We start from the raw sequence: 22760 nt of genomic DNA on the forward strand, positions 1-22760 counted from the left end.
GGATTTAGGTTTGTTTAATATGTCGAATAAATATGTACTGTTACAAAATTAATTTGAAATCGCCGTATACGAGAGTACGTACGGTGGTGTGAGAGGGCGAGGGAGTAATCCCTCTACCTACTCGATTTTTTTAGCTAATTTTAAAGCTCGTAATACGAAAACTAATTGTTGTTTTCACTGATCGTTTTATCCTAAAAGAATTACCATGAATACTCACTCTTTTTTATCGCTTGTTTGTTTTTTGCTGTTAGTCTCGTGCAATGGCAAGAGTGTAAACAATAATAAGTTTACCGATAAAAGTTTTGATGAGCAGACAGAAAAAACAACAGTGATTGTTAATAGTTTGCGCTTAAAACAACCGCATCGGGGTGATTTATATACCATGGGAGGAGATGTTGAAATAGAAATGACTCCCAGAAACAGAGCGGCTGGCATTGATTCTGTTCAGTTTTGGGCTGATGAGACTTTAATTGGAAGTCTGACCGATGAGCCATGGATTGTGAAATGGGTTCCTGAGGATCAAAAAATGGGGAAACACGACCTGAAGGTGATGGCTTATCATGAAGACGGGACAATTGGTATTGTTTCCACATTTGTAAATTTGAAAACGAATATCCCTCCTGTTGAATATTCATATGAAATAATTAATGAGTTTCCCCACGACAGAGGTGCTTATACCCAGGGATTGTTTTATCATGAAGGATTTCTATACGAGGGAACAGGGCAAAGAGGCGAATCTACTTTGCGAAAGGTAAAACTTGAAAATGGTGAGGCACTTTCGGTTAAGAATTTAGAGCAGGAATATTTTGGCGAAGGCATCACATTTTCCAAGGGTAAAATTATTCAATTGACCTGGAATGCAAAAAAAGTTTTTGTTGTTGATCCAGTAACTTTTGAACAGGAGGATACTTTTGAACCCAACACGTCCAATAATCAGGGCTGGGGAATTACATCAGCTAACAATGAGTTGATTCTTTCGGATGGGACAAATGTGCTGACAGTTCTTGATGCTGACAATTATAGCAGGAAGAGAATAATTGAAGTGTATGATAATTCCGGAATGGTAACCAATTTGAATGAATTGGAATATATAAATGGAAAAATTTATGCCAATGTTTGGCTTACGGACCGTATTGTGATTATAAATCCGGAAACGGGAAGAGTGGAAGGAAATTTAAATTTAGGTAAGATTTTAAAATTAGCCGACAAAAAAATATTGATAGAGGGAGATGAGGTATTGAATGGAATTGCCTGGGATTCTATTACAAATCGTTTGTTTGTTACCGGTAAAAGATGGCCTAAACTTTTTGAGATTAAAATAGATAAGAAATAAGCTTCTTTTTTTTCAATCTGTCCCAGTAATAGTAAGTTAAAATCCTCCTGATTTAAGCTAACTTACCAATGATGACAAAAATTATTTTAGCTCCTGATAAATTCAAAGGCTCTCTCACCGGAATGGAATTTTGTGATGCTGTTGAGAGAGGGATCAGAAAACATACTTCTGATGTTGAGATCATCAAACTACCGTTGGCTGATGGTGGTGATGGTACGATTGAAGTTCTGAACTTTTATCTGGAAGGAGAAATGAACTCCATCGAGGTTTATGATCCACTGCATCGAAAAATTAATGCCTTCTATTTGTATTCTGAAAAGAAGAAGACTGCTTATATTGAGATGGCAGAAGCTTCGGGAATTCGTTTGCTGCAAGGCGATGAGGCAAATCCGATGCTGACAAGCACTTACGGAACCGGCGAATTAATTAAAGATGCGTTGGACAAAGGTGCAGAACACATTATTTTGGGTATTGGAGGAAGTGCAACCAACGATGCCGGCTTGGGCATGGCACGGGCATTGGGTTATGCTTTTTTCGATAAAGGAAATTGTGAATTGAAAGGTGCCGGTCAGGATTTAATTCAACTTTATTCTATTGATGATTCAGCCGTGCATCCAAGATTAAAAGAGGTAAAGTTCGAAGTGGCCTGCGATGTTGATAATCCACTTTATGGAGAAAATGGAGCGGCTTATATCTATTCTCCGCAAAAAGGAGCAACACCCAAAATGGTGCTGGAATTGGATACCGGCTTACAGCATTTTAACGAAGTGGTTAAGAAACAATTCGAACTCGATTTACAACAAATAAGTGGTGCAGGCGCAGCAGGTGGTTTGGGTGCCGGTTGCATTCTGTTTTTAAATGCAGCCTTGAATCCGGGTATCGATTTAATTAAGAAAGAGGCCAATTTTGATGCACTCATTAAAGGTGCCGGTTGGATAATTACCGGAGAAGGAAAATTGGATGAGCAGACCTTCTCGGGAAAAGTAATCCGTGGCGTATTGGATTCCAGTACAGATCAAAAACTGGCAATTTTTTGCGGATTGCTTGATTTGGATGAGGCAAGAGTAAAAGAAATGAACATCGATTACCTATCGGAAGTGGCCGAATATGCTGCAAGCACAGATGATTCTATAAAAAACGCAGGCATTTATCTTGAAAAAGAAGCGGAAGATTTTGCCCTAAAGTTTTTGCAATAAATCGGACCACTACTGCTCCGGTAATGGGACTAGTACTAGTCCAGCAGTCGGACCACTACTTGTCCATCAATCGGACTACTACTAGTCCGGGAACCGGTCAGAAAAAATCTAATTCTGCGATATCTAAATTTAGTTTCCTGAAATCTCAAGCTGGTCATGTTCTGGCTATAAGCATGCTGTAAATGTCAGGATGTATGACTTGATTCAAATTTGATCTGATATCTGAACTGGATTTATCCATTACCATATGTTGCAGACTTAAGGTTGGTGGAGTTTTATAGCCTTTGTTTTCTAATTCTCTATCTGGAAAAGTTTATTATCTTCTGATAGTTCAACAATAAAATACTCTTCTTTATTAAGTTCATCTGGTAGCTTATCTTTTAGAATTGATGCAACAAATTGTATCTCACTTTCATTTACCAGTTCTGCTATTTTAACAAGCTGATTGTCATGCATTAATTCTTTTTTATCATTAAGAATAAAATGCATACATGGTATATTTTCATCGTCTGCGAAAAATGTATAGGCGATATCAAAACATGAAATTTCTCCTTGTTTTTTACCTGAACTAAAATTGGTATTAAAAGCACTAAACTTATAAAGTCGTTGTCCTTTTTTGTTTTTTATCTTGTCGTATTTTAAAGCGTATTTCTCATTATACAGAAGTTCCGATACGGAAGTGAAATGTTTGTTGAATTTGTTCAGCTGCGTTTTAACTGTCAATTCAAAATCATCTGAAAAAAGTTCCTCGTCAATTGAATTTAATGTCTTGTTATATGATTTAATATTACTTTCAACTTCGTTCAATTGTTGGATTATATTTTCATATTCCCCTTTTAGTCTATATTTTTCATTTAATTCTCCTATTAAAATTTCAAGTTCTTCAAAGGAATCACTTTTCGATATTACAAGAGATAATTCAGCTTCTTTTTTTAAAAGATTTTTTAATTCTCTATTCTGTTTTTTAATTTTAGATTCTATTGAGGGTAATTCATTTGATATGAATTTTGTCTTTTCAGAAATCATATTGTCATGATAATTAACCATATCTTCAAATGATTTCTGCAATTTACCTAATACATTTGTTGCCTGTTGGTATATTTGATTAAGCTGTTCTGTATCAATACCAGAGGTTGATGCTTCTAACTCTATTAGAGTTTCATTTATTAACTCTTTTCTGATATTTAATTTACTAATTTCAGAACTAAGCTTATTAATACCATATTTTAATTGATTAAGTGAATTAAGGTCTGTTTCAAAATTTTCATTTAGATTCAAACTTGATTTTTTAATATTAAGCTCTTCTATTTCACTTTCAATTAGAGACAATGTTGTTTCATAGGCAGATTTAGTTTGTACTTTTTCTAATCTTTTTCGAAATGTATCTTCCTGTCTTATTTGTTCTAACAACTCTTGCTTGCTATTGCCTTGCTTAAATTCACACCCTAATAAAAACAGATGTAAAGTTTCATAAACTGCATCTGAAGTATATCCATCAAGGGTTTTTAGTGTATTACTTATACTTAAGTCCTTATACCTAATGTTATGAGAAATAATCTGTCTTAGAGTTGGTTTATCTGTTACATGTTCAGGAAATAGTAATCCAGTTAGGTGTGGAACAAATTCATCATCTAATAATTGTTTACCATTTACTTTTCTAATCACTTTACTCTTTGCGCTTAAAAAATTTCTTTCAATTATTATTTCTGATGCATTTTCATCATCAAGATTTTCTGTCAAGCATAAAGAAATTAAGACTTCATTATCAATAAGGTAATCCTTTACAAGAGCATATATTTCTTTTTTGTTCTCGGGGTCTTCCCAGATATTTTTTGCTTTTGCACCAAAGCAAAAATCAATAAGCTTTAAAACTGTTGTTTTGCCAACACTGTTGCCAGTTATTTTACCTTCACTTCTGTCGACTATTAAATTGATACCTTTTCTAAATTCAATATCACGGAGAATAGAAGTCCCTTTTGAAATAGTAAGTGATTTTAAGAACATAATTCAACTCTCCCTTCTTTTACTTCTGCAATACGTGCAATAAATAACCAATCAAGGCACAAAATAAAAACAGGAAATGCCATTTCTTTAATTTGTTTAACTTCTTGATAAAGTTTAATTAAATCAATTCCACTTTTCTTTTGAAGTACTTGTAAAACAAGTGCACCATTATAATAGATACTATTTTCAGGGTGGATATTATCTGGTAGTAGCATAGTTGTAATTTTGAGGATTTTCAAAAATCTTACACCGAATAAATGCATCAACAACTAGAATGTCAACACATAATTCTAATTCATCAATTGGTATTTCAATGAAATTTGGGCTTTCTAGAATTTTATCTCTTACTTTTTCAACTACAGTTAAAAACGTGAGGTCTGAATTACCTATAGTTTTTACTTTTATGTATTCTTTTCTAATGGTTGATAATACAGAAATACTCTTATTTTTACCATAAGTATCAAATTCAGAATATTTTTCGTCAACTTTTTTATAGTAAACACAGTATTCATCAATTATCCCTTTTGAATCAATGAGGTCATTAAATGATATTTTTCTATCTATTTCAAAGCTATTTACAGAATCGCTTTTATTAGAATCGTCCCATGTCTCTTTTGATAGAATATTTATTACAGAAGCTAAGTTTGAATCTAATTTAACAATGTCAACTTCATTACCCAATTCACTTTTAATGAATTTATAAATATTATTTAACTCATTGCTTTGTTTACTCACTATATCATTTAATAGCGAGACAATATCAAATATATCTGAAGCTGGAGTGAATGATAAAGAATAAGGGTTCTTGAAGGTTTTTTTTCTGAGTTCCGAAGTTTCTTTTGAAAGAGATATAAACTTAAAAGAATAATTTTTATAATTATCCAATATCTGTTTTTCTAATGCAGATTCTATTTTTTGTTTTGTGCTAGTTGCTGAAACTTGAATAATTACCTGATTAGTGTGGTCAATTAAATCAATTGCTTCAACATTTTGTAGTTTTGAATTCAAATTTTTAAGCTTGAATCCATACAGAAGATTAAAGAAATGAAGGTAAAAATTCTCAGAATGTAAATGAATATCAAGAAGATTCAGCTTTCCTCTTGTTTCTATCCTTCTGGCTAAAACATGAAGCTTTTCTTCTATATAATTAAAATAAAGATTTCTATTCATTTCATTTAAACATTTGATGCAAATATACTCAATTCGATTTCAACTCAAACTTTCATTCGAAGCTCTTTCTTGCATTGGCTAAAATTAGTTCATAACAACCAATTATGGTCTAATAATCATAGATTATGTTCTAATTTCCTAATCTACAAAACAATAATCAGCCAACAAAATTTACTTAATAATATTTTACAGGATATTAGAAATAGAGTTTGCGCTTGGAAGTGTATGATTGTGCTTGGGTAGTTTGACCTTGGTAAATTTTCTTATGGAGTGAAAAAGTCAATCTAAATTGAAATTAAATCATTCTTTTACTCCGCAATATCCAGATTCCCTTTGTTATTCTTGAAGAAAGAATTTTTGGTGTTTCGCAGACCGTCGTAGCTTTCCAGAATTCCCTTAACGCTGCCAACCAATACTTTTGCTTCCACCATAATTGGAATGCGGTTGTCGTCGTTGCTTAGCCAAACGGTCATGTCTTCGCCACCTTTAAACATGGTGCCTTCAACCAAAAGGGGCGAGAATTTTAGGCATTCGAAACGTTCGCCCGAATTTGCCTTGATGGTTTCCAATCCGCGGTAGCGAATATAGAGGGAGTGAATTTCGTTATCGATCAGCATCGAAATCGGAATTTTATCGCCTTTTTTGTATTTCGAGAAATCGAGATTCCGCACATAGTAGGCAACCGATAAAATATCGAAAGTGCATGGCTTGTTTTTTAGCGTATCTAGCTTTACAGGCTTATCGCGTTTCTGAATTTGCGATCTAATCTGATTCGATTTGTAATCGAACCAATACTCATGATGTGCATCGTATTTAGCCTCATGAGTCCGTCTGTCGAAGTAGAGTGGAGCAAGAGTTTTAGCGTCGGCATAGCAGGTTAATGTATCTCTAAGCTTAAAAAACCAGTCAAATGCTTTTGTGTTTCGGCCTTCTCCTTTTATTTTGAACACCTCTTTATTTTGAAACAGGTCTTTTTTTACAGACAGTTCGACTTCACCCGCAGCAACCCAAATAAATCCCCAGTTGTAGTAGCCTCTGAAAACTAATTTTTCGCCCGATTGAAATGCGAAGTTGTTTTCCAGACACTGCGCATTTACAGCGAATGTTCCCACAAGCAAAAGCAGAACCATAATTGTTCTTTTTGAAAAAATACGGTACTTAAGTGAGGCTAAAAATTTCATTCGTGAATTTTCTTGATACTTAATCCTTGGTCCTTGACACTTGTTCCTTGACACTTGTTCCTTTTTCCTTACTTATTAACCTTGCCAATCTTATTTTCGATGGCCTCTACTTTGGTTTTTAGTCGATTGTGTTTGTTCTTCTGAATATCGATTGTCATAGTAGTATAAACACGTTCTGAATCTTCTGCTAAAACATCATAACAGCGGTTTACAAGTGCTAAAGCTTCCGGTAACGCATCGGTCTCAATCAGCGTTCCCATTGCTGTTAGTTGGTAGCTAATACCGCTTTCGCGGATCAACTCAATAACCTGACTAACTTGTTTGCTTACGCTATCGCCTTTGTCGGTTGGGAAAATAGCAAATTCCAGAAGTACTGACATATCTAATTGTTGTTTTTGGTTCTTGTTTTCTTCTTATTATTTTCAGCATCTTTCAGTAATGCTTTTTCAATCTTTTTCTGCCTTTTTTGCTCAAGTTCTATTAAATGCTGATTGAAATTGATTTCCGGACCATTTTCCGGAATATAAATACGATCTTCTACATCGAAATACGAACGGACTTTAATTTCTTTTCTAAAGTAATGAACCATTTCAGGCTGAAGACCTTCTTTGTAATTACCGGTGTCCCATTTACCATTGTCGTTCTCATCAACAATTAATTTAATGATATAGGTGTCAGGAGCTAAATAATCGAATATTACAGTTTGATCGGAATAAATCCTTTTTGCCTGAACAATCCCTTCACTTTTGTTGTTTTTTAATAGTTGAACAATCAGTGGTTTTTTTACATTGGATACATTCAATAATATTTTCCCGTAATATTCTTCTTCCCGGGTTGTAATTTTCCCATTGTATTTATCGCTGTACAAACCATAAATATTGCGAAATGCGGTTGAATCAAACTCAACCTTATATTGGGTTTCTGCTTTCCAGTCAATTTTAACATGATAGCGAAGAATAGCTGCGGAATCCTGCTCTATTTTATAATCAACAGGGATTAGTATCGTGTCCTGAAGTTGATACAAGTGAATACTGTCTTTATTGATTTCGGCAAGAGGTTCATTAAAATCGAGAATTATATCTTTATTTAAATCCTGCGAACTACTGGCGTTCAATTTAAATCCATATGTAGGAATTTTAATTTTTGCCTGTTTCTTTTTATTCTTCGAAGCTTTTGCTTTTTTCGGAGCCTTATAATTTAATTTAACCGTATCGGTAAAACTTACAAGTTTACCCAACGAGTCAGTTTTTAAATATTCCAGTTTAGCTAAAAGAGTATCTCTTTGGTAAATAGTCGAATCGGTTATCCAATAGGAAAGAGTATCGTTTGTTTTACTTTTATCAAGTAAAAACCAATTTGGATTTTCATCAACATTAATAAAATCAATCTTAAGACTATCGGTTCTTTTCGAGTTAAATTCAAAATAGATCTGTTCTCGGCGATCTCTTTTATAAGTGGTAAGGTATTGAAGAGGATTTTCTTCATCAAACATTCTAAGGTAAATATTCGAAGGTTCTGTTGTCATCATTTGTTTTACAACAACGGAGTCGGCATTAATGCTGTCCAATTGTTCGTAAACATGCATTTTTGGCGTAATTAAGTCATTGCTGAAACCGATCATTTCGCCCGGGCCATTGTAAAGAAAATCGCGGTTGCCATCAACAATTGCAAACAGCTTGTAATCCCCGCTGCTCAAATTGTTCAGCTGAAAATAACCTGCCGAATCGGTTTTAGCAACATAACTTGGAATTACTGTAAAGGGCACAGAATCATTCGTATTTAAGTAAGCCATTACCATCGCTTTTTCAACCGGCAATTGATTGAAGGAATTGTCTAATTTTCCCTTAATGCTTAGCGAATCCAGCTGATTGCCTGTTGAGAAAACAAATTGGTATTCTCCCAAAGGGTTTCCTTCATTATTATCGGCAATGCCATTTCCAAAATCGAGAGTATAGGTGGTGTTTTCGCGAAGTTTCTCTTCTAACTTCACGTAGATAGAACGACCTTTTAATTTCACCAAGGGTTTCTTTTTTAGTGGTGGGGAAATTGTGAAATTTGAACTTATATCTTTTAGCTGAACAAATTCATCAAAGAAAATTTCTACTTTTCCACCTTTAAAGTTTGTTGAGTAGTTTTGAGGCTTGGTTAATGTAACCTTTGGAGCTGTGTGATCAAGAGGCCCTCCGGTAGGCATTCCTTTTCGTGCACAAGAATATAATAGGGCTGAAATTGCAAATCCCACAAGGATATAAAAAGCTATCTTTTTCAAATTGATTAGTTTTGATATTTGATTATTAGGCAACAAAATTACAAAGATTCAAAACAAAAATAAGTTAATAAAAGTAAAATGGAGGACTCCTTACAATATTCCGTGTTAAAAAGAGATAAATTTCTTGAAACAGCAGCAAACACTCAATTCGATTTTGTGATACTAAGTGTTGGTATAAAGGAAGTTCTGTTTGCTTTTTTTGCTGCTGTTAACGGATATAAATGTGCCATTTTAACCGAAAATGATTTTCAGGAATCTTTGCACCCTATTGTTGATACTTCGGAAAGTACACATCCATTGGTTCTTGCTTTTCGCAACCGCTTCCCTCATTTAATTTTACCCGATGAATATTTAAAAGTCAAACGAAATACTTCGAAATGGGAAAAAATATTTACGGGAAGTATTCGCGATAAGGACATTTCAAAATACGAACCGACTCTTACTGCAGAAGCAGATGATGCTGTTTACATTGATAAGGAGTTTAAGATCTCAACAAACCGCCTGTTACTTTCTATACTGAAAAGTGCAGTTCAACAGGGGGCTGTAATTTTAAATCATGTTACAATAGAGATTAAAAGCGACTCAGAGATTGTATGCTACGATAAAACAAATGCGAAATCTTATGCCATTTCCTATCAATCGCTGCTTTCCTTTTCAGCGATAAAAAAAACAAAAACCAAGACCGAAATCAGGTTCTGTCTGCATAAAAAAGGCTTATTCTTAAAACGAAGTTTAAAATTTACTTTGGACGGAGTTCTGATAAGAATGGTTAGATATCAGGATTATTTTATGATTGTTTGCGATTCACAACCGGATAACAGGCAATTTGTCAGAATGATTCTTCAGGAAATAAACCGGATTGTGAAATGGGAGAATGAATTTAATGAAGATGATATCATCAGCTCAGAATTAGCAGCGACCACATCAAATGATTCTTTGAAAAATCACCTTATGGATTTTGCAAAAGTTGTTGAAAATAAGCTTTCCATTTCTTACTCTCAATTATTACAGCAAATACCATCACTTCCGGTTACCGACACACAATTTGAAGGGAAAACAGAAATACAGCAGTTGATCGAATTTGGAGATTCCCGTTTTGATGAGGCAAAGCAAACCGGTGTGCACCCTGTTCCTTTTAAAAATATGTTTTACCGGTTTGGTTCAGAAATAGAGGAGCTTACAGAAAAAGCATACGAACTACGAGCTCAATTTGGACCCGGAAATGATTTGTGGGTGTACGTTCAGCTTTGGTATTTGTATCAGAACGAGATGATATGCACGAAGGAAGATTATATTTCCCGAATCAGAAAATCTAAGCCTGTTTTGGACTCCGATTTGGGTGCTTCTGAGGATGTTATAAATGAGTATTTCAATCTCCTTAATGAAAAACATGTTAAGTAACATGGTTGGAGTCAATGAATACCAACATATAGGTATTGTTAAACAAATCCCGACTTTCTACTTTTGAGCCGTAATGTTAATGCCAATTTAATTCGGTAATGAACGGTTTTCGAAAAATAAAAACAGCGATTGTAAGTATACTGCTCCCGGCAATGATTTTGTTGGCGGGTAATGCTGTTTTTAATTGGCACGTTCATAGGCAAGTTGATGGAACTTTAATTGTTCATGCTCATCCCTATCAAAAATCAGGGAATTCTAACGGAACAGCAAATCATCATCATTCTTCTCATGAATGTTTTTCATTGCAGCAATTTACGAATTTCCTGTTCTCGCTCGGGTCAGTTTTGTTTATAGCTGCATTAATAGGAAAATCTTATGAAATCAGTAATGTTTACCACCTTTTTATTAAGAAAGGAATTATAAGTTCTCTTCTTGACAACAGGGCTCCGCCTGCCTTCCTGTAACACCTTTATTATTACCTGAAAAGGTCCATTTAAAATTAGAGTATGTAACTGTTTCCTGATACTGGATGAAAGTATGAGGGAGTGTTATGTATATCAACAAAAATAAACATCAAAAAAATACATCTAATAATGAGAGTACTAACTCATATATCTATTAGCATTGCTATGCTGATTTGTTTTGCATTTTCTGTTTCGGCCGAAAATATTACTTCCAGTGTAAAAGGCAAAGTGATTGACAGTAACAGCAGCAAACCTATTCCTTATGCCAGCGTTGCTCTCGAAGGATCGAGCATGGGAGCGGTAACAAATTTCGATGGTGAATTTGTAATTGAGAATGTTCCTGTGGGGCATTATCATGTAATTGCCACTTGTGTGGGATACAAATTGGATAAGAAGGAATTGGAACTAAAAGGAGGAAAGAACTCAGTTCTTGAATTTAAAATAGCAGAAGATTTTATTGGCTTGGATCAGGTTGTGGTTACGGCCGATCGAAACAGAATTCAACGTAAAGATGCTCCTGTTGTAGTAAATTCTATATCTACTAAGTTGCTGGAACAAACATCATCAGCAAACCTGGCTGATGGTTTGGTTTTTTCTCCTGGTTTGCGTGTAGAGAATAATTGTAACAATTGTGGTTTTTCGCAAGTAAGAATGAATGGTTTGGAAGGACCATATACGCAGATATTAATTAACAGCAGAGCTATTTTCAGCGGATTGGCCGGAGTATATGGGTTGGAACACATTCCGGCAAGTATGATTCAGCGTGTAGAGATTGTACGCGGAGGTGGTTCAGCTCTTTTTGGAGGGAATGCAATTGCCGGTACAATTAATATCATTACAAAAGATCCTGTTGCCAATACATTTAAAGCAGGAGTGAAATATGGAGTTGTAGGTGTTGGTGTTGATGGTGGTGGAGATGCTGCCAGTGATATGACTGCCGATTTTAATGCGTCTGTTGTTTCTGAAGATCATAACAGCGGGATATTTATTTTTGGGATGAACCGTCAGCGCGGCGAGTGGGATGCGAATAAGGATGGTTATTCCGACATGGTTAAATTGAAAAATATAAGTGCCGGTTTACGTGCTTATCATCGTCTTTCAGATTTAGCCAAATTGACTTTGGAATATCATGTAGTTGATGAGTACCGAAGGGGCGGAGATCAGCTGAATTTAAAGGCTCATGAAGCTACTGTTGCCGAAGAAGTAAGTCATCGTATTAATTCAGGAAGTTTGGCCTGGGATCAATATTTTAATCAGGATCGAATCAGTAAACTGTCTGTTTATGCTTCGGGACAAAGTATCGATAGGGATAGTTACTATGGAGCTGCCACTATTTATGATGAAAATGGTGTGGCCTTATCTACACCAATTCCTGATTATGGTGCTTATGGTCAAACCGATGATTTAGCTGTTTCAACAGGAATTCAGTTCTTTACAAAGTTTGATAATCTGTTTTTCGCTCCTGCAGATATCACTCTTGGATTGGAGAATGTTTACAACAGTCTGAAAGATGATAAATTGGGGTATTATGATTTTACAAATAATGAATTTGTGAAAACAACCAACATTGCCGATCAAACATCAAATACCATAGGTGCTTTTGCTCAAAGTAAATGGGATTTAGGGGCAGTAAAATTTCTATTGGGAGTAAGAATGGATTCCTATGAAATTAAAAATTCTGCTGAAAATTCCAATTATTCAAATACAGTATTTAGCCCCAGAGCTAACGTGTTATTCGATGTCTTTAAAGGATCGCAGTTGCGGGTTAGTTATGCAAGAGGTTTTAGAGCACCGCAAATTTTCGATGAAGATTTACACATTGAAGCTTCAACGGCCAGAAGAATCACACACGAATTGGCTGACGATTTAACAGAAGAAAAATCAAACAGTTATACTGTATCCTGGGATTACACCAAAGCCTTTGGTAAAATGCAGACCTATTTTCTTGCAGAGGGGTTTAATACACAGTTAATCGACCCTTTCTTTAACGAATTTAGTGAGGTAGATGCGAGTGGAAACATGGTTATGCTTCGAAAAAATGCCAATGGAGCAGTTGTTCGGGGGGTAAATTTTGAATGCAAACTGGCTCCATCCTATAAGTTGGATTTCCAAATGGGACTAACATTGCAATCCAGTAAATACGATGACGCTGTGGATCAGGGAGAGGATGAGGATACAGCCAATACGACTACTGATGATATTTTGAGAACACCAGAGCAGTATGGCTATTTTGCAATGAACTGGAAACCTCTTCATGAGTTTACTACTACCTTATCAGGATCATATACCGGACCAATGAATTTGATTCACTTAAGTGGAGGAGATGATAAATATGGAAATGAGATTCACGAAAGTTTAGTAAAATCAGATCGTTTTATGGATTTGGGAATCAATTTTTCTTACCATTTTGATTTAGGCAGTGATGTGAAGTTGCAGTTTGATTTGGGGATGAAGAATATCTTCAATTCTTTTCAGGATGATTTTGATTTTGGTCCGTCTCGTGATGCCAGTTACGTATATGGTCCTTTAAATCCAAGAACAATTTATTTTGGTGTGAAATTGGGTAACATCCTGTAGAAAAAATCTACTTCATAAAAAACAAACTATAGGGTTAGTTTGGTAACGGGGCGCATTCTTTAACAGGATGTTAGCTCCGTTATTTTGTTTAGTGATTTCAGATTTCGAAATTTGGTTTGTTTATTGCTGTGGTTCAATTGTCAATTGTATTTGGTTTTACAATGCATTGATTCTATTCATTATTGATGAGCATCATGTACTCAAACAAATATGAATTTGAGAATACTATTAAAAAAAAGATAAGTAAATTTGTTCGAATTAATTAAGTAGAGTTTTTATGGCAGAGATTAAAGGTAAAAGTAAAAAAGACAACATTTATATTGGGGTATTGTCAACTTTAGGGGTAATTCTTGTGATTTTAGCGGTTATGTATTACATGGAACATAGAGATAATAAGCGCTATATCTCCGAAATTACTACCGAGAAGATAAGTTTGGAAAACGAATTGAAATTACTTTCTCAGGATTACGATTCTCTGCAAACAAGTAACGATACTTTGAATGTTCAGCTGAAAATGGAACAGGAAAAGATAAATGAACTTTTGGATCGAATGAAAGTATTTCGAAACAATTCTTATTTCGAAATTAATAAATACAAAAAAGAGTTAGGAACTTTAAAAGGAGTATTAAGAGATTACATTGTTCAAATCGACTCTCTAAATACACGCAATCAATTGCTTACTGCTGAAAACGTAAGAGTTAAAAAGCAGATCGATTGGGTTAAAGATCGTAATACCAAACTCGAGGAATCAACTGAAACAATGAAAGAGGTAATTAGTAAGGCGGCTACTCTTTCGTTAGTGGATCTTGCTTGTTCTCCTATAAATAGAAAAGGCAAAGAGGTGAAAAAGATTTCCAAAACGGAAAAACTGGTCACTAATTTTACGATTCAAAAGAATGTAACTGCATCAACCGGGGTTAAAGCATTATTTGTGCGCATTACCCGACCTGATGAAGTTGTTTTGGGTAATCCGGAAAATCTTTTATTCGATTTTGAGAATACTAAACTTAGCTATTCTGCAACACGAGAGATTGACTACGAAGGGGAACAGCTTGATGTTGCTGTATTCTGGGATAATGATGGCAGTCTTATTGAAGGAGAATATAAAGTAGATGTTTTTGCTGAAGGAAACCATATTGGGACAGCTAAGTTTTTGCTGAAATAATAGATGAAACTATTGAAATGAAAAAAAAACCATCTTTTGCGGGATGGTTTTTTTTGTTTCGTAAGTTTCGACTCAGAAAATGATCATTTAAAAATGGTTCTCGATCCAAAAGCTCTAAAACCAACTAAAATTGAAACACAGCCACTTTCAATCCGCTCCTTTTTTTGATCTTCGGGGACTAGAACACGAATTACAAAATCATCGGTACTCTCAACCATAAAATCCCACAGGTTGGTGTGATCTTCATCAGCATTATCATACAATAAATTGTAATCAGTATCAAAAAGCTGAAATTGAATTTTACCAAGGCTCTCTTCTCCTTCAACCAAAATTCGATATTCTTGATCCTTATAAAAAGTAAGCTGCAATTCAGCAGTTTCACCTTCCGATAACACCGCATTATTTAATTGCCCGTTAAATGTATAAGGCGTAAGTTTCGGAATGCATTCCTTTTTGGTGTATTCATTACACTGCGCAAGCACAATATTTGGCAACGCGAATAAGTAAAAAATAAATAATATGGTTTTTATAGTCGTTTTCATCCCAATCTTTTTAGTGCTCCCCAATCCTATAATTCCGTAATTGTTTCTCTGATTTTGTTGTTGATTTCTTTTATCGCCCTGATTGTTTCGTTCGAGGCAGTTAAAGTAACCTGATTTTTTATAACTGTTTTGCCGTCTTTTGTTTTAATGCTCGATGCAGAAGATTTAGTTTGTGATATTTCCTGAAATTTTGCATCCAGTTTCTTTAAATCCGGCAGAATCTGATTTATTTTATAGTTATCTCTATATTGATTTAGTAAACCAATTAAGTTTTTTACAGAATGTTTTTGCTGTGAAATTAAGTTGACCATTTCTTTTTGAGGGTTTTTTAAATCAACAATATTTGTTGCCAGATATAAGGTTTCAATCCATCCACCAAAAACAATTAAAGCAGCAACACCACCTCTTTGATTTTCTTTCAGATAACTGTCCGATTTTGTAAAAGTTTCGGTAATAATCTGAAGCAAAGAATCTTGGTTTTCAATATTTTCTTCCATTCTTCGGGCAGTAATTCTCTCCTGCTCTTCAGGAATGCCCAATTCGCGTGTAAATTTCTTGATTACGGCTAAATATCTTGCTGCATCCTGAAACTGTTCATAAATCCGAATGTAACTTAAATCCGCACCGTAAATACCAATGTTGACAGCCACATCTGCTTGTGATAAATAATTATCTGCATTGGAAACCGGATTCATTAAATCGGGCTGATAGGGAAGGTTCATTTTTTTGATAATACCAGTCACTTCAATTGGGCTTGGCACATTGTAAAACAAAGTTTTAACCGATTTAAACTCCTTTTGTTGCGGAGCATTCATCTCAGGTACTTTATCAGCTGAGGGTTTCTTATTTTGACAACCAAAAGTTAGCACTGATGACATGAAAAAAAGAATGAAACAGCTTATTTTAATAGATGTTTTAAACATAGATTTATTGTTTTCTCGTAGGTTTTATTTTGTAATAAACTTAAAGTTATACTTTTAGAGAGTAATTGCAAATAAAAAATGGATATAAGCAATTATTGTAAAAAAACTTCTGGGATGGAGAAACAAAAGATATTTGCAGACGTAATAATGAAGTTAAAAATCTCACTTTGCAACAACAAGAATTCCTCTTTTATTGGGCTTTTGGCGGATAAAATGTTTTTATGCAATTTGCCTCAGCTCCCGCCGAGCATTAAAAATGAATTTCAGAAATCGATAGTCCCACATCGTTTTACGAAGACAAAATATTAACCGCTGATTTGTGTTTTAAATCCGGCATCTTCAACTTTTTGTGCAATTTGCTGCAATTCTTCCATTGATATTTTCTCCAGATTATCACTTGGCGTATCCCTCGAAATGGTATAAATCATCACCTCTTTGGGTTGGATTTTTTGCAGGTGCGTCAACCAGGCTTCTATTTCTTCTTTGGTTGTATTGTCTATAATTTTACCTTCGTATTCTCCTCTGATAAAAAGGGTTTGAATTATTAAATTGCCATCAAATTTTGAAAGAAGTTCAACCGTATTATTTAGATTGAACTTTCCAACTGGCTGATCTAAATTGATTATGGTTTCTTCTGTTCCGCCATCCAGTTTTAAAATGTTATCATCTACCTTATTTAGAGCTTCAAATACCGATTTTTTGTGAATCATCGATGAATTAGAAAGAACCGCGATTCTTGCCTGTGGAAATACTTGATTTCTAACCTCGATCGTGTAATTAATGATTTCGCTAAATTCCGGATGAAGTGTTGGTTCTCCGTTTCCTGCAAAGGTAATCACATCCAGATCTTCATTATTGGCCTTCATCAGACTCAGTTTCTCAAATAGACTCTCTTTCACCTGATCTTTAGGATGAAAGTTAATTTTTTGTTCATAGTGATCCGGATTCCAACCACATTCACAATAAATACAATTAAAACTGCAGAGTTTGCAATCGTTAGGCAATAAATTAATACCTAATGAAACCCCAAGTCTTCTGCTTTTTACAGGACCGAAAATAATTTTATCGAAGAGAAAAGTAGCCATTTACACGTTTTTTTTTGTTGTCCAAATTTAGATAAATTCCTGAGTTGATCCATTAAAACAGAGAGTTTAAATCGAGGATTTAATTCGCCTTGATTAAACAAGGACTTTCAGTTCGCTTACCGTGTTAAATTTCTGATTGGAATAATCAAGATTTGTGAGCAAATTCAAGCCAGGTTTTTTACCAATTTCAAGACTTCCAAATTTATTTTCAATCTGTAAATGTTTTGCTCCGTTTATGGTTCCCCATTTAATCAATTCCCAAAACGTAAGTGCCGGCAGAATTTTCTGAAAAGCTTTTAATTCCTCAAAAACAGATAGTTTCGAATGCGTTCCTAGTGATCCTGTGCCAATGCAGTATCGGCTCATTTCACTTGCAGCAGGTATAAACCCATTCAATTTTTCTAAGATCATTTGATTCAATAGAACGGATTGGGTTGGATTTAGTTGCTTGTTTGATATTGGGATTTGTAACGAACAGTTTGATTCTACTGCGTTACTATCAGAAAAATACAATTTAGATTTTCGTTTTTGCTCAGCATGATCATTTACAGTAAAATAGTCTGCTGCGGCAACAGTTCCATAAGCTTCTAATTGATTAATCCCTTTTTGTACTGTAGCAGGAGTAGTTTCTTTTTGGAGCAGTCTCTTTTTAAGTGCTGAACCAAAATCATCCTGCAAACATTTTTCAAAATCATTTTTTGAAAAAGAAGAAATACTGAGTAGGGTAAATACATCAATAAATCCGGGAATAATTACCCCACTGTAGAATTCCAGATTTTGAATTTCTTTAAATTGTCCCTTTGTATCAATTATATCGACAATATAATTTTTCTCATCAAGTACAATAATTCCATTTTTTAGAGGAGTAGCTGTAACTGGAAAAATGTAGTTCGCGGCTATTTTTCTCATCGCACACGCCTAAGGTTCTGTTCCACATCTTGCTCTAATTCCTTAATCACCTGCAGGGAATCAGGTCTAATCTGCGGATTGAAAATTATGATGTCCTTAATTTCGAAATGCTGAGTAAACTCAACAAGATCATTTTCTCCGGCAAATAAGTTGCCGCGCAGTTCTGTGTAGCTCGAATCCGGATAGGACAAACTTAATTCATAAGTGTTGAATTTCATTTCTTTAGCAATTGGGCGTGGCATAAAGCTTACTTTATGTTCTTCGCCTAAACTATCCTGTTTCCAAAAATAAGCCTCCAATTTAGGCTGATCAGTTTGATCATCCTTAAATATTTTAATGGAAGCTTTAATGGTGTAAATTCCTTTCTCTTTGATTGGAATCGCAAAGTCAACTTGGTTTTTATCTTTTTCAGGAACTCTCCAATCCTGTTTTTTTGTCCAAAGATTTACAGTGTCTTGTTCCAGTTTTTTGTTTTTAACTTCAATACGATATTGAGTTTCAAGTCGGTTAAGCGAATCAATAATCACATCGTAAATTTGAGTAAATCTTTTCGTATTGTTAGAATAATAGGATACGCAGGAATCAAATTGATCACGGGTGATATTGTATTTCTGAAAAATAGAATTGTAATAGTAGCTGGGGCGATAATTATCGCCGGAGCGATAAATATTTTGGGATTCTAAAGTTCCATCAATAATATGAATATCAATAAGCATCTTAGTGAATTGATCTTCATTTAACTGAGGAGTATTTTTATTATTTTCTTTGCAGGATATCAAAAAGGTGAATGCACAGCAAATAAAGAAAAGTAGTATTTTATTCATGAATTGTTTCTTGTTGATCTGAAAGCAAAGATAATAAATCGAATAGAATGTACGAGTGTGATTTCTACTAGCTTATTTTTTTAATCTTTTTATACAATTCCGAAGCAAAAACAAAATCATTTAAATCCTTATTGTCGGTATCAAATATTTCATCTTTGGAACCTTCCCAAACTTTGTTTCCCTTGCTTATAAAAATAATTTTCTCTCCAATTTCCATTACCGAATTCATATCATGAGTATTAATAATGGTAGTCATATTATACTCTTTTGTTATTTCCAGAATCAGATTATCAATCAAAATTGCGGTTACAGGATCTAAACCAGAATTGGGTTCATCGCAAAAAAGATATTTTGGATTCAAAGCAATTGCTCTTGCAATGGCAACACGTTTCTGCATACCACCACTAATCTCGGCAGGAAACAGGTGATTTGAATTTTGTATGTTAACACGGTTTAAGCAGAAGTTTGCACGATCTTTTTTTTCTTTTTCACTCATATCCGAAAACATATCCAAAGGAAAGAGTACATTTTCTTCAACACTCATGGAATCAAATAAAGCACCGCCCTGAAATACCATGCCCATTTCCTTTCGAATCTCTTTTCTTCCCTTCAGATTCATGGATGTAAAATCTCTGTTGTTGTAGAAAATACTACCAGAATCAACCTCGTGAAGTCCGATGATAGATTTTAGCAGAACAGTTTTACCGGATCCGCTTTGTCCTATAATAAGATTGGTTTTACCAGCCTCAAAATTGATTGAGATATCGTTCAACACTTTTAAGTCGGCAAAGGATTTATTTACATTACTTACAGTGATCATTTTAAAAGGATTTGTGTGAGAATCACATTAGCAAGAAGAATAAGAATACTACTGTTTACAACAGCTTTTGTGCTCGCTCTACCTACTTCCAGTGCACCTCCTTTTACGTAATATCCATAGAAGGATGGTATTGCTGTTATTATGAAGGCAAAAACTGCTGTTTTTATTAAGGAGTAGGTAATGTAATAAGGAATAAAAGCATATTGTATGCCATCAATATAGTCGGCTAAGTTAACTGTACCAGTTAAATAACCAGCAAGTAAACCTCCTGTTATTCCTACAAACACACTAAGAATGTATAGAAATGGATTAATAAAAATTGCTGCTATAATTTTTGGTAAAACCAAATGATTGGCAGAATTGATTCCCATGATTTCCAAAGCATCAATTTGTTCAGTAACCCGCATCGAGCCAATTTCAGAAGCTATGTTTGAACCGACTTTTCCAGCCAATATTAAACCAACTATTGTCGATGAGAATTCAAGAAGCATCGATTCTCTTGTAGTATAACCAACCAAATAATCCGGAAGTAAAGGGTTCAGCATATTGTATGCTGTTTGCAGGGTGATAACAGCTCCCATAAAAAGAGATATTATCACTACAATTCCAATAGAATTGATTCCGAGTTTATCAATTTCGCGGATTATTTGTGAAAATAAAGTCTTGCCTTTTTCTGGTTTTGAAAATACCAATACAAGAAATCTTGAGAATTTTCCTACGTTTTCAAACAAGTTCATAGTTATTTTGCTTTACGATAAAATTACAAATTATTTGTTTACCATCTTCCAGGATAATTGTATCTATTGAAATTTCTATTCTTTTTTGATTTAATAAGGCTTTTCAGTATTTTAGGGTATAATTTTACTACTCTTGAATTCCGATTTAATTTGGTATGGATTCAGATAAATAATTTCCAATGGATAAAAATAATTATTGCGTAATTATGGCTGGGGGCGTAGGCTCACGTTTTTGGCCTTTAAGTAAAAATAATAAACCCAAACAATTTCTTGATATTCTTGGTACAGGTAAGACACTAATTCAGTTGACTTATGAGCGTTTTGCATCTATATGCCCGACCGAGAATTTTTTCGTGGTAACCAATGCAAATTACAAGAGTCTTGTGCTTCAGCAACTCCCAAATATTAATGAGAATCAGGTTTTGTTGGAGCCAATAAGAAGAAATACTGCACCTTGTATTGCTTACGCCAATTATAAAATACAGAAGCGAAATCCGAATGCATCAATTATTGTAACGCCTGCAGATCATTTAATATTAAATGAGACTAAGTTTTTAGGAGTTTTGTCGGAAGGAATTCAATTTGTACAAGATGGAAATAAATTATTGACATTGGGTATTACTCCCTCAAGACCGGAAACCGGTTATGGTTATATTCAGGTTTCAAATAAAGCAGTTGAGAATTATTCTGATGTGTATCCTGTAAAAACATTTACAGAAAAACCACACCTCGAATTGGCAAAAATATTTCAGGAATCGGGCGAATTCTTTTGGAATTCAGGGATATTTGTTTGGAAACTTTCGACAATACAGGATGCATTCGATAAGTTTTTACCGGATATAAAAAATCTGTTTGAGGCTATATTAGATAAACTTGACACTGGAGAAGAACAAAGTTTTATTGATCAGATTTATCCAAAATGCGAGAATATTTCTATTGATTACGGAATTCTGGAAAAGTCAGAAAGTGTATTTGTGTATTGCTCTGAATTTGGTTGGTCTGACTTAGGAACTTGGGGCTCACTTTATGAGCATACTGCTAAGGATAATAATCTGAATGCAATTCAGGGCGAAAATGTGATGCTTTACGAATCAAAAAATTGTCTGGTAAATGTACCAAATAACAAATTGGTTGTTGTTCAGGGCTTAAAGGATTACATTGTTGTTGAGACTGATAATTCTCTGCTCATATGTCGTAGAAGGGATGAGCAGGAGATAAGGAAAATTGTTAATGATGTGAAAATAACAAAAGGGAAAAAATTTGTATAATAAAAAAGGACCTGTGAGGTCCTTTTTTATATCAGTATATTTTTTTAGAATTCCCAAAGATCATGTTCAAATGTGAAAATCTCATTCTTAATTCGCTCTGCTTCAAGCATTGAGTTTAAACCAACAGTGTATTCACTAATCTGACGATTGTTGTGAACATTGGAGATTTGTGAAATAAAACTCGAAAAATGTCTTTTTAAGAACAAATCATCGAAAGAATAACGAGCAGCGTCGTTATTTGGATTAAATACTTCGTGAGAAGCAAGCAAAGGCCGGGCTTCAGGGAAATAGATCCAAAACAGTTTTTTCTGTTGAATACCATCTAATTCTGAATCGCCATCTTTTATATATTCACGAATTGGACAAATTCCAATGATCCGAACCTGTAAAGTCGATGTTTGTTTGTCAAAGAACCACTGCTCTTTCACCATATATCTTTTTACATCATCCGTATGCATTTCACCGGGAAGAATTTTTTGTTCAAGTTCTCCTGTCAATCTATTGCGTTGCATAATCGTATCATTTTGAGCATCAAACTTCGAACGAATCTGATCAATCGTCATAGGAACCTTAAATTCATCATCGTTTGTCTCGTAAGCAGTTAAGCCTTCATTTTCAATTCCATACATCAATAGATCGATTAAACTGTAGCGGTCATCTTCCGGTGTTGTTGGATAATACATAGGAAGGTTCATTTTTTCCCGTAAATCCACGAATCTCCAAACTAACTTCGACCACATCACATCTGACTCACGTATATTTGAGTAAGGGATAGGTTTTCTGTTTTTGATATGATTTTTTGAATAAACACTTGTTGCATTTGTCTGTGCACTGGAATACGAGGCACAAATCAATACAAGACCAATTACTAGTAATAAGCTTTTCTTCATCA

At 34.5% G+C, this 22760-nt stretch carries 21 protein-coding genes; 7 read left to right on the forward strand and 14 right to left on the reverse strand.

Translation table 11 applies throughout. The features are described 5' to 3' along the window. Window positions 1-205: 205 nt before the first annotated feature. Together BZG01_RS13995 and BZG01_RS14000 are read left to right on the forward strand one after the other, a co-directional pair. Window positions 206-1333, forward strand: a complete 1128-nt coding sequence (locus BZG01_RS13995) for a glutaminyl-peptide cyclotransferase (protein WP_101310467.1) — start codon at window positions 206-208, stop codon at window positions 1331-1333. A gap of 71 nt (window positions 1334-1404) precedes the next feature. Then, a complete protein-coding gene (locus BZG01_RS14000; RefSeq protein WP_101310468.1) occupies window positions 1405-2529 on the forward strand; it encodes a glycerate kinase in 1125 nt (374 codons plus the stop codon). Window positions 2530-2820: 291 nt separating this feature from the next. Here the strand turns inward: BZG01_RS14000 and BZG01_RS14005 are convergent, their stop codons facing one another. The 6 genes from BZG01_RS14005 to BZG01_RS14030 all read right to left on the reverse strand — a co-directional run bounded on the left by BZG01_RS14005 (window position 2821) and on the right by BZG01_RS14030 (window position 9153). Continuing rightward, the gene (locus tag BZG01_RS14005) at window positions 2821-4533 is read right to left on the reverse strand and encodes a DUF2326 domain-containing protein (RefSeq protein WP_101310469.1); all 1713 of its coding nucleotides are present in this window, start codon (window positions 4531-4533) and stop codon (window positions 2821-2823) included. Further along, window positions 4524-4748: an ABC-three component system middle component 6 gene (locus BZG01_RS14010; RefSeq protein WP_101310470.1), complete on the reverse strand. Its 225-nt coding sequence runs from the start codon at window positions 4746-4748 to the stop codon at window positions 4524-4526. Before BZG01_RS14010 ends, BZG01_RS14005 begins: the two co-directional genes overlap by 10 nt. Beyond that, the gene (locus BZG01_RS14015; RefSeq protein ID WP_101310471.1) at window positions 4732-5703 is read right to left on the reverse strand and encodes an ABC-three component system protein; all 972 of its coding nucleotides are present in this window, start codon (window positions 5701-5703) and stop codon (window positions 4732-4734) included. The genes BZG01_RS14010 and BZG01_RS14015 overlap by 17 nt, the downstream gene beginning before the upstream one ends. Before the next feature lie 308 nt (window positions 5704-6011). After that, window positions 6012-6884, reverse strand: a complete 873-nt coding sequence (locus BZG01_RS14020) for a DUF3108 domain-containing protein (RefSeq protein WP_101310472.1) — start codon at window positions 6882-6884, stop codon at window positions 6012-6014. Window positions 6885-6952: 68 nt separating this feature from the next. Continuing rightward, a complete protein-coding gene (locus BZG01_RS14025) occupies window positions 6953-7264 on the reverse strand; it encodes an MTH1187 family thiamine-binding protein (RefSeq protein WP_101310473.1) in 312 nt (103 codons plus the stop codon). A 2-nt stretch (window positions 7265-7266) separates the two neighbouring features. Then, window positions 7267-9153 (reverse strand): Ig-like domain-containing domain, encoded by a 1887-nt coding sequence (locus BZG01_RS14030; RefSeq protein ID WP_143470919.1) that lies wholly within the window; start codon window positions 9151-9153, stop codon window positions 7267-7269. Window positions 9154-9231: 78 nt separating this feature from the next. Here BZG01_RS14030 and BZG01_RS14035 point away from each other — a divergent pair, with 78 nt between their 5' ends. The 4 genes from BZG01_RS14035 to BZG01_RS14050 all read left to right on the forward strand — a co-directional run bounded on the left by BZG01_RS14035 (window position 9232) and on the right by BZG01_RS14050 (window position 14760). Further along, the gene (locus BZG01_RS14035) at window positions 9232-10554 is read left to right on the forward strand and encodes a hypothetical protein (protein WP_101310475.1); all 1323 of its coding nucleotides are present in this window, start codon (window positions 9232-9234) and stop codon (window positions 10552-10554) included. 98 nt (window positions 10555-10652) lie between these two features. Further along, complete coding sequence (locus BZG01_RS14040; RefSeq protein ID WP_101310476.1) at window positions 10653-11018, forward strand: hypothetical protein; 366 nt, start codon at window positions 10653-10655, stop codon at window positions 11016-11018. A 129-nt stretch (window positions 11019-11147) separates the two neighbouring features. Continuing rightward, window positions 11148-13595, forward strand: coding sequence for a TonB-dependent receptor (locus tag BZG01_RS14045; RefSeq protein ID WP_101310477.1), 2448 nt, complete (start codon window positions 11148-11150; stop codon window positions 13593-13595). Between the two features lie 277 nt (window positions 13596-13872). Continuing rightward, entirely contained in the window at window positions 13873-14760 is an 888-nt protein-coding gene (locus BZG01_RS14050) for a coiled-coil domain-containing protein (RefSeq protein WP_101310478.1), read from the forward strand. 83 nt (window positions 14761-14843) lie between these two features. On the opposite strand, the gene BZG01_RS14055 is transcribed toward BZG01_RS14050, so the two are convergent. From BZG01_RS14055 to BZG01_RS14090, 7 genes are all read right to left on the reverse strand, one after another. Next, window positions 14844-15302 (reverse strand): hypothetical protein, encoded by a 459-nt coding sequence (locus tag BZG01_RS14055; RefSeq protein ID WP_101310479.1) that lies wholly within the window; start codon window positions 15300-15302, stop codon window positions 14844-14846. Window positions 15303-15328: 26 nt separating this feature from the next. Beyond that, complete coding sequence (locus BZG01_RS14060; RefSeq protein ID WP_101310480.1) at window positions 15329-16180, reverse strand: hypothetical protein; 852 nt, start codon at window positions 16178-16180, stop codon at window positions 15329-15331. Window positions 16181-16530: 350 nt separating this feature from the next. After that, complete coding sequence (locus BZG01_RS14070; protein WP_101310482.1) at window positions 16531-17310, reverse strand: radical SAM protein; 780 nt, start codon at window positions 17308-17310, stop codon at window positions 16531-16533. Between the two features lie 93 nt (window positions 17311-17403). Next, window positions 17404-18219 carry an amidohydrolase family protein gene (locus BZG01_RS14075; RefSeq protein WP_101310483.1) on the reverse strand — a complete coding sequence of 272 codons (816 nt, stop codon included), beginning with the start codon at window positions 18217-18219 and terminating at the stop codon, window positions 17404-17406. After that, window positions 18216-19043 carry a DUF4296 domain-containing protein gene (locus tag BZG01_RS14080; RefSeq protein WP_101310484.1) on the reverse strand — a complete coding sequence of 276 codons (828 nt, stop codon included), beginning with the start codon at window positions 19041-19043 and terminating at the stop codon, window positions 18216-18218. Before BZG01_RS14080 ends, BZG01_RS14075 begins: the two co-directional genes overlap by 4 nt. A gap of 67 nt (window positions 19044-19110) precedes the next feature. After that, window positions 19111-19863: an ABC transporter ATP-binding protein gene (locus tag BZG01_RS14085; RefSeq protein ID WP_101310485.1), complete on the reverse strand. Its 753-nt coding sequence runs from the start codon at window positions 19861-19863 to the stop codon at window positions 19111-19113. After that, window positions 19860-20600, reverse strand: coding sequence for an MlaE family ABC transporter permease (locus tag BZG01_RS14090; protein WP_101310486.1), 741 nt, complete (start codon window positions 20598-20600; stop codon window positions 19860-19862). The genes BZG01_RS14085 and BZG01_RS14090 overlap by 4 nt, the downstream gene beginning before the upstream one ends. 179 nt (window positions 20601-20779) lie before the next feature. On the opposite strand from BZG01_RS14090, the gene BZG01_RS14095 reads away from it, so the two are divergent. Next, complete coding sequence (locus BZG01_RS14095; RefSeq protein WP_101310487.1) at window positions 20780-21868, forward strand: mannose-1-phosphate guanylyltransferase; 1089 nt, start codon at window positions 20780-20782, stop codon at window positions 21866-21868. A 44-nt stretch (window positions 21869-21912) separates the two neighbouring features. Here the strand turns inward: BZG01_RS14095 and porN are convergent, their stop codons facing one another. Next, the gene (porN, locus tag BZG01_RS14100) at window positions 21913-22758 is read right to left on the reverse strand and encodes a type IX secretion system ring subunit PorN/GldN (RefSeq protein WP_101310530.1); all 846 of its coding nucleotides are present in this window, start codon (window positions 22756-22758) and stop codon (window positions 21913-21915) included. Window positions 22759-22760: the final 2 nt, after the last annotated feature.

It is taken from the genome of Labilibaculum manganireducens, assembly GCF_002843385.1.
Taxonomy (GTDB): Bacteria; Bacteroidota; Bacteroidia; order Bacteroidales; family Marinifilaceae; genus Labilibaculum; species Labilibaculum manganireducens.

Bases quoted from the DNA above. Each gene is read 5' to 3' on its own strand.
- BZG01_RS13995 (WP_101310467.1), top strand. From the start codon at position 206: ATGAATACTCACTCTTTTTTATCGCTTGTTTGTTTTTTGCTGTTAGTC.
- BZG01_RS14000 (WP_101310468.1), top strand. From the start codon at position 1,405: ATGACAAAAATTATTTTAGCTCCTGATAAATTCAAAGGCTCTCTCACC.
- BZG01_RS14005 (WP_101310469.1), bottom strand. From the start codon at position 4,533: ATGTTCTTAAAATCACTTACTATTTCAAAAGGGACTTCTATTCTCCGT.
- BZG01_RS14010 (WP_101310470.1), bottom strand. From the start codon at position 4,748: ATGCTACTACCAGATAATATCCACCCTGAAAATAGTATCTATTATAAT.
- BZG01_RS14015 (WP_101310471.1), bottom strand. From the start codon at position 5,703: ATGAATAGAAATCTTTATTTTAATTATATAGAAGAAAAGCTTCATGTT.
- BZG01_RS14020 (WP_101310472.1), bottom strand. From the start codon at position 6,884: ATGAAATTTTTAGCCTCACTTAAGTACCGTATTTTTTCAAAAAGAACA.
- BZG01_RS14025 (WP_101310473.1), bottom strand. From the start codon at position 7,264: ATGTCAGTACTTCTGGAATTTGCTATTTTCCCAACCGACAAAGGCGAT.
- BZG01_RS14035 (WP_101310475.1), top strand. From the start codon at position 9,232: ATGGAGGACTCCTTACAATATTCCGTGTTAAAAAGAGATAAATTTCTT.
- BZG01_RS14040 (WP_101310476.1), top strand. From the start codon at position 10,653: ATGAACGGTTTTCGAAAAATAAAAACAGCGATTGTAAGTATACTGCTC.
- BZG01_RS14045 (WP_101310477.1), top strand. From the start codon at position 11,148: ATGAGAGTACTAACTCATATATCTATTAGCATTGCTATGCTGATTTGT.
- BZG01_RS14050 (WP_101310478.1), top strand. From the start codon at position 13,873: ATGGCAGAGATTAAAGGTAAAAGTAAAAAAGACAACATTTATATTGGG.
- BZG01_RS14055 (WP_101310479.1), bottom strand. From the start codon at position 15,302: ATGAAAACGACTATAAAAACCATATTATTTATTTTTTACTTATTCGCG.
- BZG01_RS14060 (WP_101310480.1), bottom strand. From the start codon at position 16,180: ATGTCATCAGTGCTAACTTTTGGTTGTCAAAATAAGAAACCCTCAGCT.
- BZG01_RS14070 (WP_101310482.1), bottom strand. From the start codon at position 17,310: ATGGCTACTTTTCTCTTCGATAAAATTATTTTCGGTCCTGTAAAAAGC.
- BZG01_RS14075 (WP_101310483.1), bottom strand. From the start codon at position 18,219: ATGAGAAAAATAGCCGCGAACTACATTTTTCCAGTTACAGCTACTCCT.
- BZG01_RS14080 (WP_101310484.1), bottom strand. From the start codon at position 19,043: ATGAATAAAATACTACTTTTCTTTATTTGCTGTGCATTCACCTTTTTG.
- BZG01_RS14085 (WP_101310485.1), bottom strand. From the start codon at position 19,863: ATGATCACTGTAAGTAATGTAAATAAATCCTTTGCCGACTTAAAAGTG.
- BZG01_RS14090 (WP_101310486.1), bottom strand. From the start codon at position 20,600: ATGAACTTGTTTGAAAACGTAGGAAAATTCTCAAGATTTCTTGTATTG.
- BZG01_RS14095 (WP_101310487.1), top strand. From the start codon at position 20,780: ATGGATAAAAATAATTATTGCGTAATTATGGCTGGGGGCGTAGGCTCA.
- porN (WP_101310530.1), bottom strand. From the start codon at position 22,758: ATGAAGAAAAGCTTATTACTAGTAATTGGTCTTGTATTGATTTGTGCC.